At 70.0% G+C, this 15,197-nt stretch carries 21 protein-coding genes; 7 read left to right on the forward strand and 14 right to left on the reverse strand.

Translation table 11 applies throughout. From position 1 onward, the window contains the following. The coding region (locus ACWDU1_RS16800; RefSeq protein ID WP_449999426.1) for a PAS domain-containing protein at positions 1-478 on the reverse strand (478 nt) is incomplete at its 3' end. A gap of 76 nt (positions 479-554) precedes the next feature. Beyond that, complete coding sequence (locus ACWDU1_RS16805; protein ID WP_449999428.1) at positions 555-962, reverse strand: STAS domain-containing protein; 408 nt, start codon at positions 960-962, stop codon at positions 555-557. 357 nt (positions 963-1,319) lie between these two features. Here ACWDU1_RS16805 and ACWDU1_RS16810 point away from each other — a divergent pair, with 357 nt between their 5' ends. The 7 genes from ACWDU1_RS16810 to ACWDU1_RS16840 all read left to right on the forward strand — a co-directional run bounded on the left by ACWDU1_RS16810 (position 1,320) and on the right by ACWDU1_RS16840 (position 5,406). Next, positions 1,320-2,330: an iron-containing redox enzyme family protein gene (locus ACWDU1_RS16810; protein WP_449999430.1), complete on the forward strand. Its 1,011-nt coding sequence runs from the start codon at positions 1,320-1,322 to the stop codon at positions 2,328-2,330. 5 nt (positions 2,331-2,335) lie between these two features. After that, on the forward strand, positions 2,336-2,983 hold the full coding sequence (locus ACWDU1_RS16815; protein ID WP_449999431.1) for a HemK2/MTQ2 family protein methyltransferase: 648 nt from the start codon (positions 2,336-2,338) through the stop codon (positions 2,981-2,983). After that, complete coding sequence (locus ACWDU1_RS16820) at positions 2,967-3,332, forward strand: CDGSH iron-sulfur domain-containing protein (RefSeq protein ID WP_449999433.1); 366 nt, start codon at positions 2,967-2,969, stop codon at positions 3,330-3,332. Before ACWDU1_RS16815 ends, ACWDU1_RS16820 begins: the two co-directional genes overlap by 17 nt. A gap of 143 nt (positions 3,333-3,475) precedes the next feature. Continuing rightward, positions 3,476-3,706: a DUF6480 family protein gene (locus ACWDU1_RS16825; protein WP_449999435.1), complete on the forward strand. Its 231-nt coding sequence runs from the start codon at positions 3,476-3,478 to the stop codon at positions 3,704-3,706. A gap of 64 nt (positions 3,707-3,770) precedes the next feature. Next, the gene (locus ACWDU1_RS16830) at positions 3,771-4,355 is read left to right on the forward strand and encodes a nucleotidyltransferase family protein (RefSeq protein ID WP_449999437.1); all 585 of its coding nucleotides are present in this window, start codon (positions 3,771-3,773) and stop codon (positions 4,353-4,355) included. Next, complete coding sequence (locus tag ACWDU1_RS16835; protein WP_449999438.1) at positions 4,355-4,627, forward strand: BON domain-containing protein; 273 nt, start codon at positions 4,355-4,357, stop codon at positions 4,625-4,627. Before ACWDU1_RS16830 ends, ACWDU1_RS16835 begins: the two co-directional genes overlap by 1 nt. Positions 4,628-4,650: 23 nt before the next feature. Further along, positions 4,651-5,406 (forward strand): metallophosphoesterase family protein, encoded by a 756-nt coding sequence (locus tag ACWDU1_RS16840; RefSeq protein WP_449999440.1) that lies wholly within the window; start codon positions 4,651-4,653, stop codon positions 5,404-5,406. A gap of 85 nt (positions 5,407-5,491) precedes the next feature. On the opposite strand, the gene mbp1 is transcribed toward ACWDU1_RS16840, so the two are convergent. The 12 genes from mbp1 to ACWDU1_RS16900 form a co-directional block, all read right to left on the reverse strand. Next, entirely contained in the window at positions 5,492-5,755 is a 264-nt protein-coding gene (mbp1, locus tag ACWDU1_RS16845; protein ID WP_449999442.1) for a microaggregate-binding protein 1, read from the reverse strand. Positions 5,756-5,880: 125 nt separating this feature from the next. Beyond that, a complete protein-coding gene (locus ACWDU1_RS16850; RefSeq protein WP_449999443.1) occupies positions 5,881-6,309 on the reverse strand; it encodes a nuclear transport factor 2 family protein in 429 nt (142 codons plus the stop codon). 46 nt (positions 6,310-6,355) lie between these two features. Further along, positions 6,356-6,886 (reverse strand): DnaJ family domain-containing protein, encoded by a 531-nt coding sequence (locus ACWDU1_RS16855; protein WP_449999445.1) that lies wholly within the window; start codon positions 6,884-6,886, stop codon positions 6,356-6,358. Between the two features lie 76 nt (positions 6,887-6,962). After that, positions 6,963-8,354, reverse strand: coding sequence for a hypothetical protein (locus ACWDU1_RS16860; protein WP_449999446.1), 1,392 nt, complete (start codon positions 8,352-8,354; stop codon positions 6,963-6,965). Positions 8,355-8,550: 196 nt separating this feature from the next. Continuing rightward, positions 8,551-9,447: an alpha/beta hydrolase fold domain-containing protein gene (locus ACWDU1_RS16865; RefSeq protein WP_449999448.1), complete on the reverse strand. Its 897-nt coding sequence runs from the start codon at positions 9,445-9,447 to the stop codon at positions 8,551-8,553. Positions 9,448-9,457: 10 nt separating this feature from the next. Then, positions 9,458-9,664, reverse strand: a complete 207-nt coding sequence (locus ACWDU1_RS16870) for a hypothetical protein (protein WP_449999450.1) — start codon at positions 9,662-9,664, stop codon at positions 9,458-9,460. Then, complete coding sequence (gene der / locus ACWDU1_RS16875) at positions 9,661-11,088, reverse strand: ribosome biogenesis GTPase Der (RefSeq protein WP_449999452.1); 1,428 nt, start codon at positions 11,086-11,088, stop codon at positions 9,661-9,663. Before der ends, ACWDU1_RS16870 begins: the two co-directional genes overlap by 4 nt. Then, complete coding sequence (gene cmk / locus ACWDU1_RS16880; RefSeq protein WP_449999461.1) at positions 11,085-11,786, reverse strand: (d)CMP kinase; 702 nt, start codon at positions 11,784-11,786, stop codon at positions 11,085-11,087. Before cmk ends, der begins: the two co-directional genes overlap by 4 nt. Positions 11,787-11,851: 65 nt before the next feature. Continuing rightward, positions 11,852-13,153: a pseudouridine synthase gene (locus ACWDU1_RS16885; RefSeq protein ID WP_449999453.1), complete on the reverse strand. Its 1,302-nt coding sequence runs from the start codon at positions 13,151-13,153 to the stop codon at positions 11,852-11,854. A gap of 10 nt (positions 13,154-13,163) precedes the next feature. Beyond that, positions 13,164-13,820: an SMC-Scp complex subunit ScpB gene (gene scpB / locus ACWDU1_RS16890; RefSeq protein WP_449999455.1), complete on the reverse strand. Its 657-nt coding sequence runs from the start codon at positions 13,818-13,820 to the stop codon at positions 13,164-13,166. A gap of 221 nt (positions 13,821-14,041) precedes the next feature. Further along, the gene (locus ACWDU1_RS16895; RefSeq protein ID WP_449999457.1) at positions 14,042-14,938 is read right to left on the reverse strand and encodes a segregation and condensation protein A; all 897 of its coding nucleotides are present in this window, start codon (positions 14,936-14,938) and stop codon (positions 14,042-14,044) included. Beyond that, positions 14,935-15,197, reverse strand: a 263-nt coding sequence (locus ACWDU1_RS16900) for a ParA family protein (RefSeq protein ID WP_449999459.1), incomplete at its 5' end; no start/stop codon positions are given. The genes ACWDU1_RS16900 and ACWDU1_RS16895, both read right to left, overlap by 4 nt.

Raw genomic sequence — 15,197 nt, forward strand, 5'->3', positions numbered from 1 at the left:
GCGCGCCCTTGGCCTGTTCGATCACCGCACGCGCGGCATAGAGCTCGGGCAGGGTGTCCTGCAGCGTCTCCTGCCGTTCTTCGCGCAGCGTGGCGGTCAGATCGACGTAATAGCCGGTCGAACCCACCACCCGGCCGTCGTCATCGGTCAAGGTGTCGGCGACCACGAGGACATGCCGGGTGTGCCCGGCGGTGTCGATGATCCGGTGGCGGCTGCAGAAGGGCGTACATTCCGCGACCGACTTCGCCAGCGCGGCGGCGACCTGTTCGCGATCGTCGGGGTGTTTGTGCGCGAGCAGTGTCTCGGTGCTCGGCGTCATCGGCTCCGGCGGGTAGCCGTGTATCCGGGCCACACCCTCCGACCACTCCCAGCGCTGGTCGGCGAACCAGAATTCGAACGCGCCCGCGCACTGGTCGTCTCCGAAGTCCGGGTCGAGAACTTCCGAGCCGCCGCCGGCGTCACCGTTACGTTGCGTCACAGGTCGAGTATCGACGGTCGCCCGGACACTCGCGACCCCCGGTCCGCCGTAGCGGACCGGGGGTCGTTGTGGCACGTCACGGCCGCAGTGCCGCTCCCAGGGTCGGGTAATAGCGGAACTCGTGGCGCACCCCGACGACCTCCAGTGCGCGTTCGACCTCTTTCCGGCCGCTGACCAGCCTGAACTCCACACCTTCGGGCCAGGCGTCACTCTTGGCGGCGGCGAGGATCATCGCCGCCCGCAGACTCATGAACGTGGTGGCCCGGAGGTCGAGGATCACCGTGCGGTGACCTCCCTGACCGCAGCGGCGCAGCAGCTCGCGGAAATCGTCGTGTAGTACCGCGTCCAGCTCGCCCTCCACGCGGGCGATCACACAACCGGAGTGGTCGGTGCTGGGCCGAGCCCAGGTACGCCCCTGCGCAACCGGCCGCGGACTATGCCTGCGATGACGATCGACCTGGTAGAGGGTGGTGGTAACCGACATATCAATCCCGTCCGTAGTGAGGGATTTCCGGTGGCGTGACGACTGCGGAGACTTCGGCGGGAGTCCGGTCCGACTCCCACGGGGCGAGCCCGGGGCAACCGGTGTACGCGGCACCGGGATCGGCTGCGAATTTTCAACCTGCGTTCCATTTTGGCACGGGCGGCCGTCGCTGTACACCGCTCGCTTCGGTGGCCGACCGCCGGTGAGCCGCGGGTCCGGCGGGCTCGGGCGCCCCTCCGGCCCGGGCGCGAACCCTGGGTGACACGTTTACATCGCTGGTAGACGGCTAATGCGCGAACAACAACAGCCGGTGCGGGCCCGGTCGCCCGGCCGCTGTCGCCACGAAAGGTTGGAGCCATGGTCGAAACACTCTCCGTGGCCGGTCGCGCCCGTCACGGCGCCCCGCTACCCCTGCCCAGAGGACCGCTGTCGGCGGATCTGCTGACCGCGCTACCGGCCGGACCCGGCAGTCCGGTTCCCACCGTGCCCGGGGATATCGACCCCTTCGGAGACGATCTCCATCTGGCCCTGCACACCTGTTACGAGTTGCACTACCAGGGTCTGCGGGAGGTGGATTCCGACTGGGAATGGGATCCGGCCCTGCTGGCGCTGCGCCGGGATCTGGAGCGGCATTTCGAAGCGGCGTTACGCGCGGAGGTGGCGGGCGGACACGACGTCGACGCCGAACTGGACCGTCTGCTGACGGTGCCCACCGGCGGTGGACTCGTCCACCATCTCCGCGACGAGGGCACCTGGTGGCAGGTTCGCGAGTATTTCGTCCAGCGTTCGATCTACCACCACAAAGAGGCCGACCCGGTCGCCTGGGTGATCCCCCGGCTGCGCGGAGACGCGAAGGCGGGCCTGGTCGCGATCGAATACGACGAGTTCGGCGGCGGCCGCGGCGACAAGGTGCACGCCCGTCTCTACGCCGATCTGCTGCGTGGCGCCGGCCTGGACGACGGTTACCTCCACTATCTCGACATCGTGCCCGCCCCGATGCTGGCGCTGGTCGACATGATGTCGCTGTTCGGACTGCACCGGTCCCTGCGGGGCGCCCTGCTGGGACATTTCGCGGCGGTCGAGATCACCTCCTCCCCGGCCTCGGCGGTGCTGGTGCAGGCCCTCCGGCGTTTCTCCGCCCATCCGGACTGCCTGCGGTTCTACAGCGAGCACGTCACCGCCGACGCCGTCCACGAACAGGTCGTCCGTCATGAGGTGCTCGGTGATCTGCTGGACCGGGAACCCGAACTGGCCGAATCGGTGGTCTTCGGCATCCAGGCCACCGATCTCCTCGAAGACCGGTTCGCCGATACGGTGCTGCGGTCCTGGGCCGCCGGGAACACAACGCTTCGGGATCGGGAGTGGTGAGGCCGGTGCTGGTCCGTGTACCGGGCGTCTACCGCCCACAACCCGATACCTGGCTACTGGCCCGGGCGATGACCGAGGCCAGCCTCCCGGCGGGGGCCCATGTGCTCGACGCCTGCACCGGAACCGGCGCACTGGCCATCCATGCCGCCCGCCGGGGCGCGGCCCGGGTGACCGCGGTGGATCTCTCGCCCGCGGCGGTGGCCTCGGCGTGGCTCAACAGCCGGTTGCACCGGGTGCGGCTGGAGCTACTGTGCGGTGACGTCACCCGGGCGGTCGACGGCCGCCGGTTCGATGTGATCGTGGCCAACCCGCCGTATGTGCCGAGCGAGGATCCGGACCGGCCCCGCGGGGCCGCCCGCTCCTGGGACGCCGGCCGGCACGGCCGCTCCCTGCTGGATCCGCTCTGCACCATGATGCCGCGGCTCCTCGGCACCGGTGGGATCGCCTTGCTGGTGCACTCGGCGGTCGCCGATACCGGCGCGAGCCTGCGCCAGTTACGTGCCGGTGGCCTCAAGGCCACGGTGGTCGCGCGCTCCATGATCCCGTTCGGACCGGTGATGCGGGACCGCAGCGGCTGGTTACGCACCCGAGGGCTGCTCCGGCCCGAACAGCAGCACGAGGAATTGGTGGTGATCCGTGCCGACCGGCCCTGATGACACCCCACCCGATCCCGACGCCCTGCTGGCCGCAGTCCACGGGGTGGCGGATTTTCGGCCGGCACCGCGGCGCACCGGCGGGGGCGGCGCCGCCGCGGCGCCCGAGTCGCCCGCACCACCCCCGGATGCCGGCCGCCACGAAGCCGCGGCCGAGGTCCGGACCCGGATGAGATTCACCCCGGACGGACCGGCATTGATCGACGGGCCGCTGGAGGTGGTGGACGCCGAGGGGAACCCGCGGTGCGCCGACCGGTTCCTCGTGGCGATCTGTCTGTGCAAACGCTCGCGCACCTACCCGCTGTGCGACACCACTCATCGCCGCCGGCGCCGGGCCGCGGAGTCCTGAACCGGGCCGGAGCCGGGATTGGGCGTCGCGGTACCGGGTACGCGCCGCGCGAGGTGCCCGCCCGCGATCACTGCGGACGGCACCCGCGGACGAGCGACCCGGCTCGCGGCTCGTCCGAAGGCTACGAGGAAAGGGGTGTCCCCATGTCATCGATGGATCCCGATCCGGCCGAGACCCCGGATCTGGAACCGGGTGGCGGGGTGTCTCCCGGCGCCACTCCACCCGATACACCGCAGACATCGGGGCTGTCGGCCCCGGAGCCCGCGACCCGCAGGCATTTCCCGCCCACCGGAATCCTCGCCGTCGTGGCGGTGGTCGCACTGGTGGTCCTCTTCGCGGTGGTCGCCGTCGGGCTCATCGCCACTCTGGGCTGACCCGGTATCGCGAGGCCACCGGTCATACCCTGATTAGGTACCCGCCCGCCGGGTAGCCGTGGGTATGGCACCGACGGTCGAACAGCTGTTGCACGCCCTGACCCGGGCCGCCAACGCGCTGTCGCGTCAGGGCATACCGTTCGCCGTGGCCGGCGGTTGCGCGGTGTACGCGCGCGGCGGGCCACCGTCGGACCACGATGTCGATCTACTCGTCAAACCCGAGGACAGTGCCCGGGCCCGTAGCGAGTTGGCCCGCGCCGGGTTGCGGATCGCCGAGGCGGCCGAGGACTGGCTGATCAAGGCCTACGACGGCAACACCCTCATCGATGTCATCCACCGGCCGAACAACCGCGACGTCGACGACGCGCTGCTGGCTCGGGCCGTCAGCATGCGTGTCGGCCCGACCGTCGCGCCGGTGGTGGACGGCACCGACCTGCTGGTCGACAAACTGCTGGTGTTCGATGCCCACCGGCTCGATCTCGGCCCGCTGCTGCAGATCGCCCGCGACCTGCGCGAACAGGTCGACTGGCCGGCGGCGCGCGCGCAGACCGAGCATTCCCCCTACGCCCGGGCCTTTCTCGGGCTCATCGACGATCTCGGTATCGCCGACACCCGGGCCCCTGATCCGGCCGGCGGAAAGGTCCCGTGATGTCCGAAACCACTCCTTCCGCCCGGCCGCCGGAATACCTCGCCGCCGAACTGCATCGCGCGCTCACCGAGGACGCCCGCACCGCCGAACAGGGTGTGCGGGTACGGATCCGCGGCGATGTGGTCGTACTGGACGGCGAGGTGAGCACCGCGCACCGCCGGGGTCTGCTGGAGGACGTGGTGCACGACATCGCGCCGGGCGTGCGGATCCACAACGACGTGCGGGTGAGCACCGCCGCCGAACCGGGCGAATGCGAAGACCTCGGTGACTGACACCGAGCGGAAGGAGTGGGCAGATGCGGATCGCCGCCGTCGGAGATATCCATCTGGGTACGGATTCGCGTGGCTTGCTGGCCCCGGCGCTGCGCGAGCTACCGGCGCGTGCGGACGCGCTGCTGCTGGCCGGTGATCTGACCCGGCACGGGACCGTGGCCGAGGCGCAGGTCGTCGCCGGTGAATTCGCGGACGTGGGTGTGCCGGTCGTCGCCGTGCTGGGTAATCACGACTACCACAGCGATGTCGCGGACGAAGTGACGGAATCGCTGGCCGGCGCGGGCATCACGGTCCTCGAGGGCACGGCCACAACCCTCGAGATCGGCGGCCGCACCCTGGGCGTCGCGGGTACCAAGGGTTTCGGCGGGGGTTTCGCCGGCAAATGCGCGAGCGTGTTCGGCGAACGGCTGATGCGCGAGTTCGCCGGTCATACCGTCGAATTGGCCGACGCACTGGACCGCGCCCTGGCCGGGCTCGATACCGACGTCACGGTCGCGCTGACGCACTACTCCCCCGTCAGCGATACCCTGCACGGCGAACCCCGGGAGATCTATCCGTTCCTGGGCTCGTATCTGCTGGGCGAGTCCATCGACAACCGGGGCGTCGATCTCGCGATACACGGCCACGCCCACGCGGGCACCGAACGCGGAAGCACCCCCGGCGGAATCCGGGTCCGCAATGTCGCGCAGCCGGTTATCCGCACCGCCTTCGCGGTATACGAATTGCACGGGCACACCGGCGAGACCCCGGCCGCACGCCGGACCGCCGTATCGCCGTGACCCCCGACGCGATACGGCGGCCACTCCGTGAAGTGGCCGCCGTATCGGGCCTCGCCCCACCGGAGGGCACCGGCAGGGGCAGCGCTCATGCCTCGCTGTCGCGCTTCTGGTCCGGCTCCTGCTCGCTGCGCAGCCGCTGCTCGGCATCCGCGGCCTTCAGGCGCTCGTCGTGGGCCTCGGCCTCCTTCTCGGCCGCGGTCCGCTGCGCCTCGCCCTTCTCCTGCTGGGCCCGGCCCTCGCTACGCAGCGAATCGTTGTCCAGGATCGCTCCCGCGGCTTCTTTGGCCTTGCCCTTCGCATCTTCGACGATGCCTTCGATACCTTCGCCGACACTCTTGCTCTCGGCCACTACGTCCACCTCCGGCTACTCGGTCGTTCGGTCGGATATGGCCCGCGTACCCGGAGTCGCGGGGTTCAATCGGCGGCGGCGTCCGGCCACGAGTGTGCTCACTCACACGGGCGGTGGCGGCGCGTCTACTGGGCGAACGCGGCCTCGATCCCGTCGAACCACGCCGATTCCTCGAAGAGCCGGGCGCTGCGCCAGCCGTCGGGCGTGCGCACCAGGTCGTGGTTGTACCAGCCGCCACAGGTGAACTGGCGGCCCGGGGATACGACCATCGGGTTGAAGAACATGGCGCGCACCTTCGCGGTGTCACCGGCCAGGTCGACCGCGATATTGGAGATGAAATGCTGGGTCCGGGTGAAGAGGGCCAGCTGTTCGGTCAGCGTGGCGACCACGGTTTCCAGATCGCCGGACGGACCACCGGCGCCGGTGTAGTCGATCTGCGCGTCGGCGGTGAACACGGACCGGTACAGCGTCCAGTCCCTGTCGTCGACCGCGGTCGCGTAGCGGGTGAGCAGATCGTTGATCTCGATACGGTCGGCGAGGGTCCGTGCATCCATCCCTCCATACAACCGCACCGGCACGGTCCGGCGCGGCGGTATCGGCTCACCGCCCGCCGAAGATCCGCCGCCACCACCGGACCGGTGCGCGGGTATCCGCGGCCGCCGGTGCGAGCGGTTCCGGCCGCGGCGCGGGGCCGCGCTCGCCCCGGGGCGCAGCCGGCGCCGCACGCCAGGCCCGCACCACCTCGTCGGCGTCCACGGGCGAGATCGGCACCTGCGGGCCGATGGGCATCCGCAGCCAATCCACCACCCGCCGGTTGAGTCCGGCCACCGCCTCGCGGACAGCGACCTCGGTGGGCAGTTCCGCCACGGTCTCCGGGAACCGCTCGATCTCCCGCCGTAATTGCAGCGACGGCGGCAGCATCAGATCGCCGCTCACACCCTCCCGGCGCAGATAGTCACGCAACCAGGCGTTCTCGTCGTGGTACGGGTTACCCGCACCCGGCAGCGGCCGGCCCGCCCCCGCGAGGTTCTCGAACTCGCCGCGCTCGGTGGCTTCCCTGATCTTGCGGTCCACCCAGGTTTCGAAATCGACTCCGGCGGGTTTGCGCCCGGTGGGCGGGTGCTCGGACATCGTGCCTCCTCACCGTCTGGTTCCCACGGTAGTGGGTCCCCGGCGGGAAACGGCACGATATCCGGTACCGGCCCGCTCAGGCCCCGTTGGTGGAGGTGGTGCGGGTGCGCCCGGAGGATCGGGCCTTACGACGTTCGGCCTGGAGTTCGGCCAATTCCTGCTCCAGGATGTCGGCTACCCGGAACTGCCCGGTGTCGTAGCCGTCGGAGTTGCGCACGACATCGAGGAAATCGTCGGTTTCCTTGTCCCCGGACATCTTGCCCTTGGACTCGGTACCGTTCTTGCCCGAACCGTTACCGTCGTTGCGTTTGCCCTGCCCGAGCTTCTTGGTGACCGACGATTTGGTGACCGGGAGCTTATCGGTCACCTCGCCGGTGTGTGCGGCCGCTGAGCCCTCATCGAACAGCGGCGAGTTGGAGGCCATTTCATCCAGTAGTGAACTGGTCCGGCCGATCAGACCCGACGTGACCTCCGCCAGATCACCGGAACGGCGTTTTCCCGAATCACCGGCTTTGCCGTCGGATCGGAACGCCGATCCGTTCGTCACCGTCGCGGTGACGGTATCGTTCTTGGCCGCTTCCAGAGCCGCCGGTTTCGACGCGGCGACGGTATCGATGGGCAGTGTGGTGGACGCCTCGGCCGCCAGCGCGGCCCGGTGCACATTCACCCGGCGCAGATTGTTGCGGATCTGCTCGGCCGGGTCCGGCAGCACCCGGACCTGTTCGGTGGCCCGCAGGATCGCCATACCGTAGCGGTTGCTGACCGCGTCGTGGATGAGCAGGGCCACACCGATCATCACCGGCGCCACCGCGTGCACCGCGACGTCGTACCAGTCACCCACCCGCACATAGGGGTAGGTGTTGAGCCCGACGGTCAGCGACAGCAGCGCGATCTCCGCCGCCGCCACCTGTCTCCGGTTGTTCATCACCCCCCACTCGGCCACCTTGTTGGTGCCGATCATGATGATGATCAGGCAGGCGCTGATCATTGCTTCCAGCAGGTAGCTGAACCAGAAGAGGGGATCACTGGCACCGGTGGGCGCGATGTTCTGCTGGACGTTGACCGCCGACCACAGCATGCCCGCGGCGACCACACCGGCCAGCGCGCGCAACGACCAGGACCGATGGCGGTACAGCGACGCCAGTTTGGCGTGCGGGCTGGATTCCCGGCGCTGTGCGGCGATGGCCTTGCGGGCGAGCAAGAGGTCGCGCATATCCGCCTTCTCGATCTGCTCGGTGGTCTGCCTGGCCCGATCGTTGGCCGAGGCAACCGCCTGGATCTCCTTCCAGCGTTGCCCCCGTTCCTGCTCACGGATGCGCTCGGCGAGATCACGTTCGGCGCTCAGCTCCGTCTCCGACAACGCCTCGGTCAGCGCCGGGTCGAACTGGTAGACCAGTCGGCTGCGGGCGTGCTCGACTCGCTGGGCCAGCTTGGTGACGTCGTCCTCAATCGGCGGCTCGACAGTCATTACGGCTCCCGCCTCGGGTGATTCGATGGCAGACAAGTAGTCACGCCGGGGTACGGTACCGCGCTTTGCTTCGCTGTGCACCGTCACGGTCGAAACAACCGATTTCCGCACTCGTTCACAGTCTGTTCACGAGATCCGCTGCCGCCGATCCGGTTCCGTGCCCGAGCCCGCGCGAACCGGCATCGCGGCACCGCGCTCACCCACTCCCACCAGCCCGTATACCGTCGAGATCGGCCAGGATCCGCCGGATCACGGGCCGGGATTCGGGCACCGGAACCAGCGGGTACACATGAAATGCCCCCGGCTCCTCCACGAGACGCACTGCGGCGCCCGCTCGTTCGGCGAACAGCCGCGCGTCGGGCCGGAGGATGTCGTGGGTGCCGACATAGATATCGGTGCGCGGCAACCCCTGCACCGATCCGCTGATCGGACTGAGTTCCGGCAGCCCCAGGTCGTCGCCGCCGGCCCAGACCCGCCCGGCCTCCAGCAGACCCGGCCGCGCCAGCCACGGGTCGGCATCCTGCATGCGATCGATCTCCGGATTGGCCAGGCGCATATCCAGGCACGGCGCCAGCAGGATCAGCCGCGCCGGTGCGGGCAGGCCCGCGGCGGGCAGCGATTGGGCCAGCAGCAGCGCCAGTGTGCCGCCCGCGGAGTCACCGGCCAGCACCACGCGTCCGGCCTCGAATTCGCCGAGAACGCGCCGGTACACGGCCGTCAGGTAGGGTCGCGCGGCCCGATAGGTGTGGCGGGGGGCCAGCGGATAGATGGGCACCTCCACCCGGTGACCCGCCGCCACCAGGCGTTCGATGAATCGCCAATGCCACCGGCTGATCTCGCGGAAGAAACTGCCGCCGTGCAGGTACACGACGACCGTGCCGGATTCCGGGCGGTCCCGGGGCGCGACCGTGTAGCAGGGGAAGCCGTCGACCGGGCTCTCGCTGACCCGGTGCCGTCGGCGCACCCCCGCGGGCGGGCGGTGGTCACCGGGCGGTTCGGCCATGGCGGCGCGGGCCTTCTCGGCGGTCGCCATCCCGCGTTTGCGGGTCAGCCGCAGGTACACCGAGACCGCCCGCATGGTGCGACCCGCCACGACAGACTCCTCACTGCGCACCGACGAACCGGCGCCCGCCCTGCAGGGTATCCCGCACCCGGATATACCGGGCCGGTTCCCGCACCGCGGCCGGGCGCACCAGCCGATCCCCGCGGGTCGCCTCGGGCCGGGTCGTCGGGCGGTCATATCCCGTGACCGGGCCGGCCGAGTGAAACGCGCTCACCCACCGGTAGAGGTGGGTGAGCGCGGACGTCACTTCCGGGCGCGCTTCTCCCGGATACGTACCGAGATCCGCACCGGCGAACCGTCGAATCCGAACTCCTCACGCAGCCGCCGTTCCAGGAACCGCCGGTAACCGGCCTCCAGGAACCCGGTGGTGAACAGCACGAAGGTCGGCGGCCGGGTGGTCGCCTGGGTCGCGAACAGCACCCGGGGCAGCCGGCCGCCGCGCATCGGCGGCGGGGTCGCGGCGATCACTTCCTTCAGCCAGGTGTTCAGCCTGCCGGTCGAGATGCGTTTGTCCCAGGACTCCAGCGCGGTCTCCATGGCCGGAACCAGTTTCTGCACCGCGCGACCCGTATGGGCGGAAATATTGACGCGCTGCGCCCACGGCACCCGCACCAGATCCCGGTCGACCTCACGGTCGAGCTGCAGGCGCCGGTCCTCGTCCACCAGATCCCATTTGTTGAACGCCAGCACCAGCGCCCGCCCGGAATCGGCGACCAGCCCGATCACCCGCAGATCCTGTTCGGTGATCGGCTGGGAGGCGTCGATCAGCATGATCGCCACCTCGGAGGCCTCGAGCGCCGATTTGGTGCGCAGTGAGGCGTAGAACTCGGTCCCGCTGGCATTGGCGACCTTGCGCCGCAGCCCGGCGGTATCGACGAACCGCCAGACCTTGCCGCCCAATTCCACCAGCGAATCCACCGGATCCACGGTGGTGCCGGCGATATCGTGCACCACCGATCGCTCGTCGCCGGCCAGTTTGTTCAGCAGACTCGATTTGCCCACATTCGGTTTCCCGACCAGCGCCACCCGGCGCGGCCCGCCGGCCCCGCCGCTGCCCTCGCGGGGCGTCTCGGGCAATACCTCGAGCACGTCGTCGAGCAGGTCACCGGTACCGCGGCCGTGCGCCGCGGACACCATCCGCGGTTCGCCCAGCCCCAGCGACCACAGCGCCGCCGCATCGGATTCGACCCGCTGGTCGTCGACCTTGTTCGCGACCAGGATCACCGGTGTCTTCGACCGCCGCAGCACCTTCACCGCTGCTTCGTCGGTGGCGGTCGCGCCGACCACCCCGTCCACGACCAGCAGGATCGCGTCGGCGGTGTTCATGGCCAGTTCCGCCTGCCGGGCCACCGACTGCTGCAGGCCCTTGGCGTCGGGCTCCCAGCCGCCGGTGTCCTGCACCCAGAAACGCCGGCCCGCCCAGGACGCCTCATAGGACACCCGGTCCCGGGTCACCCCGGGCACATCCTCGACCACCGCCTCACGGCGGCCCAGGATCCGATTGACCAGGGTCGATTTACCGACATTCGGGCGGCCGACCACGGCCAGGGTCGGCATCGGTGATTCGTCGGCGGCCTCCGGGTCGCCGGTGAGGTCGGTGATCTCCCACTCGGCCTCGTCACTCCAGACTCCGTCGCCGGCGAGCACATCGCCGGTGGTTTCCGCGCTCATCCGGCGGCTCCGCCGTGCCGTGCCGCGCCCTGGCGAACCCGGGGCCGGTCCAGCTGCCTGGCGACCTCACCGAACAGTTCCTCGATGGTCTCGTCCATGCTCAGATCGCTGGTATCGACCTGCACCGCGTCCTCGGCGCGCCGCAGCGGCGATACCGCGCGGGTGGAATCGAGCCGGTCGCGGCGCTGCACATCGGCGAGCACGCCCGCGTAGTCGTCCCCGCGGCCCTCGGCGATGTTCTGCTGATTACGCCGGTGCGCCCGCGCCTGCGCCGAAGCGGTCAGATAGATCTTGGCGTCCGCGTCGGGCAGGACGGTGGTGCCGATATCGCGGCCCTCGACCACGATCCGGCCCGCGCTCACCGCGATCTCACGCTGCAACGCCACCAGCTGTTCCCGGACCTCCGGTACCGCCGAGACCGCCGAGACGGCCGCGGTGACCGCCGCGCCCCGGATCTCCGCGCGCACATCGGCGCCGTCGAGTTCGATCAGCTCACGGCCGGGATCGGTACCGATCCGCAACGGCATATCGGTCACCGCCGCGATCACGGCGGCGGTATCGGCGGGATCGATGCCCGCCCGCAGCACCTGCAGGGTCGCGACCCGGTACATGGCGCCGGTATCGAGGTAGCGGGCGTCCAGCCGCACCGCCAGCCGCCGGGAGACGCTGGACTTACCGGTCCCCGAGGGACCGTCCATCGCCACCACCAGCGAGCGGTCGCGGGCCGCGTCCGCCACGACTCCCACCGGAGCCTCCACACCGTTCACAATGACACCGCCTCGTAGAGTTTCCCGATTTCGTCGCGCCCGAGTACCCGCAGGGTGCCCGGACGCTGGTCCGCCAGTACCACCGGACCGATATGGGTGCGGACCAGCCTGGTCACCGGGTGACCGACCGCGTCCAGCAACCGGCGCACGATATGTTTGCGCCCTTCGTGCAACACCACCTTGACCAGGGAGCGTCCCGGTTCGGTTTCCAGCACCTGGAACTTGTCCACCTTGGCCGGGCCGTCCTCGAGCTCCACCCCGTCGCGCAGGATCTTGCCGATCGACCGGTGCACTTCGCCCTGCACGGTCGCCAGGTAGGTCTTGGGCATCTCGTAGGAGGGGTGCATCAGCCGGTGGGCGAGATCACCGTCGTTGGTGAGCAGCAGCAGGCCCTCGGTATCGGCGTCCAGGCGCCCGACATGGAACAGCCGCTGCCCCGCGGCCACCCGTTCGGCGACGATATCGCCGACACACGGACGGCCCAGATCGTCGGACATCGTGGACTGCCAGCCCTTGGGTTTGTTGAGCGCCAGATGCACCAGTTCCTCGCGCACCACCACGCGGGTCCCGTCGACGCGCACCACCGCGTTCTCGGGATCGATCCGCAGACCCTGCTCCCGCACGATCAGGCCGTCCACCTCGACCCGGCCCTGGTCGATCAGCTCCTCGGCGGCCCGCCGAGACGCCACTCCGGCCTTCGCGAGCACCTTCTGCAGACGCTCGCCCTCGCCCCACGGCAACTTCTCGGGACCGCGCTCCTCCTGGTCCACATGCTGGTGCCGGGCGGGTTTGGCATTGCTCAGCTGGGGCGGACCGGATACCCGCGCCGGCTGGGCCCGGCGTGCGGGGGCCCCGGTGCCCGGCCGCCCAACGGTCCGCGCGCCGCCGGTGCGCACCGCGCCGGGCCGGGCGCCACGAGCGCTCTGCCCCGCACCACCGCGACCACCCGAAGCGGCCTGGCCGCGATTTCCCTGGCCGGCTCCGCCGCGTCCCCCCTGAACGGCGCCGCCTCGCGAGCCGCCCTGGGCTCCGCCACGCGCGCCCTGAGCGCCACCGTGAGTTCCCTGGGCGCCACCGCGAGCCGACTGCGCGCCACCGGTACGTCCGGTGCGCTGCACCTGGTCACTGCGGGCCCCTCGTTCCTGGCTGCGCGGGCTTCCCGCGCGGCCGGTCCGCGACGAGTCGCCGGTGCCGCGCCGGGACTCGCCCGTCGCGCGGGGCGCGCCCCGGCCGCGACCGGCCTGGTCGCCGCGTTTACTTCGATCCGGTATGCCATCTCGGCGAGCGGGTGTGTTCACGATATTCCTGTCAATCCTCGGCGCCGAGTTTCAGATCGTCCTCGGCTGGTTTGCGCAGCCTGGTGTAACGGGGATCCGTCTCCAGACTGTCATTGATCTCGTCGATCAGGTCGACGCCCGGCAGCAGGGGCGCCAGTTCCGGTAGATCGCTCAGCGACGCCAGCCCGATCCGTTCCAGGAACAACTCGGTGGTGCCGTAGAGCGTGCCGTTGGTTTCCGGGTCGGCGCCCGCCTCGGTGATCAGACCCCTGGCCAGCAGGGTGCGCATCACACCGTCGACGTTGACACCGCGCACCGCGCTGACCCGTGCCCGGGTCACCGGCTGACGGTATGCCACCACCGCCAGCGTTTCCAGAGCCGCCCGCGTCAACTTCGACCGGGCGCCGTCGAGCAACATACGCTCCACATACGGTGCGTACTCGCTGCGAGTATAGAAGCGCCACCCGTCCCCGGCGAAACGCAGATCCATTCCACTGCGCCGGGCGGCCAGCTCCGCCGACATCTCCCGCAGGGTTCGTTCCACCCGCTGCGGGGGCTCCTCCAGGGTGGCGGCCAGCTGCTCTACCGGCGCGGGAGTGTCCACGACGAGCAGCAGCGCCTCCAGCGCGGACCGGAACTCGTCCTCGTCCAGCGGCTCGGGGGCGAGTTCGGTCACAGTCCCGCTCATGCTCTGCCCTCCGCGGCTGAGCGAGGGCCCTCCGTGGTCACGCTCCGCTCCCGCCTCCGGGCCCGACTCGCTCATGCTCTGCCCTCCGCGGCTGAGCGAGGCCCCTCCGTGGTCACGCTCCGCTGCCGCCTCCGGGCCTGACTCGCTCATGCCCTGCCCTCCACGGCTGAGCGAGGGCCCTCCGTGGTCACGCTCCGCTGCCGCCTCCGGGCCTGACTCGCTCATCCGTAGTCCTCCTCGAACTTCACCGGGGCGTTCTCGGCCTCGTCACCGATCCAGCGGACGGCGAGGGGGCCCAAGGGGTCGGGCTGGTCGAATTCGATCGATCGGCCGCGGTACAGCTCGAGCAGCGCCAGGAAACGGGCCACGATCTGGATCGGCGCCCCGCAATCGGAGACCAGATCGGAGAAGGTGGTCCAGGTTCCCGCGCCTCGCGCCCGCAACCGCTCCAGGACCAGTGTCGCCTGTTCGGCCACCGACACGGTGTGTGCGTGCAGATGGTCCAAACCCACCGTGGGCGTCGGCCGCGGCCGGAAGGCGGCCGCCGCGATCTCGGCGAACCCGGCCGCGTCCACCCCCAGCGACACCTCCGGCAGCAGGCTCGCGAACCGTTCCTCCAGGCCGACCGCCCGCGGATACCGTCGCAGCGCCGCCGCCTCCAGCTCGCCCAGCAGTTCGGCGACCTGTTTGAACGCCCGGTACTGCAGCAGCCGCGCGAACAGCAGGTCCCGGGCCTCGAGCAGTTCCAGATCATCCGGGTCGGTCACCTCGCCGGAGGGCAGCAGCCGCGCGGCCTTCAGGTCCAGCAGCGTCGCCGCGACCACCAGGAACTCGGTGGTCTGGTCCAGGATCTTGTCGGTGCGCAGCGCGTTCCCCGGCTGCGCCAACCCCGCGGTGAGTGCCTTCGTATAGGCGATGAACTCGTCGGTGACCTTGTGCAGCGCCACCTCGGTCACATCGAGCCGCCGCTGCGAGATCAGCTGCAACAGCAGATCGAACGGTCCCTCGAAATTGCTCAGCCGCAGATGGAAACCGGACTTCTCCTCGGCCGGGGCCGCCGGATCCGGCTCCGGAGCGGGTTCGTTCGTCGGCGCAGCGGGTCGGGTGACCGCGCTCACCGACCGGACCGGAAGATGACTTCCCGTGCCATCGCCCGATACGCCTCGGCGCCACCGGATTTCGGCGCCCACGTGGTGATCGGCTCACCGGCGACACTGGCGTCGGGGAACCGCACGGTCCGCGCGATGGCCGTGTCGTACACCAGCTCGCCGAACACCTCCACCACACGCGCCATCACCTGACGAGAATGCAACAGCCGGGCATCGAACATGGTCACCACGATGCCGTACAGGCTCAACCGCGGATTCAGGCGGTCCC

This window comes from Nocardia sp. NPDC003345 (assembly GCF_053589395.1).

Excerpts from the sequence above, each read along its gene's own strand:
- ACWDU1_RS16825 (WP_449999435.1), top strand. The coding sequence starts at position 3,476 with ATGTCATCGATGGATCCCGATCCGGCCGAGACCCCGGATCTGGAACCG.
- ACWDU1_RS16835 (WP_449999438.1), top strand. The coding sequence starts at position 4,355 with ATGTCCGAAACCACTCCTTCCGCCCGGCCGCCGGAATACCTCGCCGCC.
- scpB (WP_449999455.1), bottom strand. The coding sequence starts at position 13,820 with ATGAGCGGGACTGTGACCGAACTCGCCCCCGAGCCGCTGGACGAGGAC.
- ACWDU1_RS16810 (WP_449999430.1), top strand. The coding sequence starts at position 1,320 with ATGGTCGAAACACTCTCCGTGGCCGGTCGCGCCCGTCACGGCGCCCCG.
- der (WP_449999452.1), bottom strand. The coding sequence starts at position 11,088 with ATGAGCGCGGAAACCACCGGCGATGTGCTCGCCGGCGACGGAGTCTGG.
- cmk (WP_449999461.1), bottom strand. The coding sequence starts at position 11,786 with ATGGACGGTCCCTCGGGGACCGGTAAGTCCAGCGTCTCCCGGCGGCTG.
- ACWDU1_RS16830 (WP_449999437.1), top strand. The coding sequence starts at position 3,771 with ATGGCACCGACGGTCGAACAGCTGTTGCACGCCCTGACCCGGGCCGCC.
- ACWDU1_RS16840 (WP_449999440.1), top strand. The coding sequence starts at position 4,651 with ATGCGGATCGCCGCCGTCGGAGATATCCATCTGGGTACGGATTCGCGT.
- ACWDU1_RS16850 (WP_449999443.1), bottom strand. The coding sequence starts at position 6,309 with ATGGATGCACGGACCCTCGCCGACCGTATCGAGATCAACGATCTGCTC.
- ACWDU1_RS16855 (WP_449999445.1), bottom strand. The coding sequence starts at position 6,886 with ATGTCCGAGCACCCGCCCACCGGGCGCAAACCCGCCGGAGTCGATTTC.
- ACWDU1_RS16860 (WP_449999446.1), bottom strand. The coding sequence starts at position 8,354 with ATGACTGTCGAGCCGCCGATTGAGGACGACGTCACCAAGCTGGCCCAG.
- ACWDU1_RS16805 (WP_449999428.1), bottom strand. The coding sequence starts at position 962 with ATGTCGGTTACCACCACCCTCTACCAGGTCGATCGTCATCGCAGGCAT.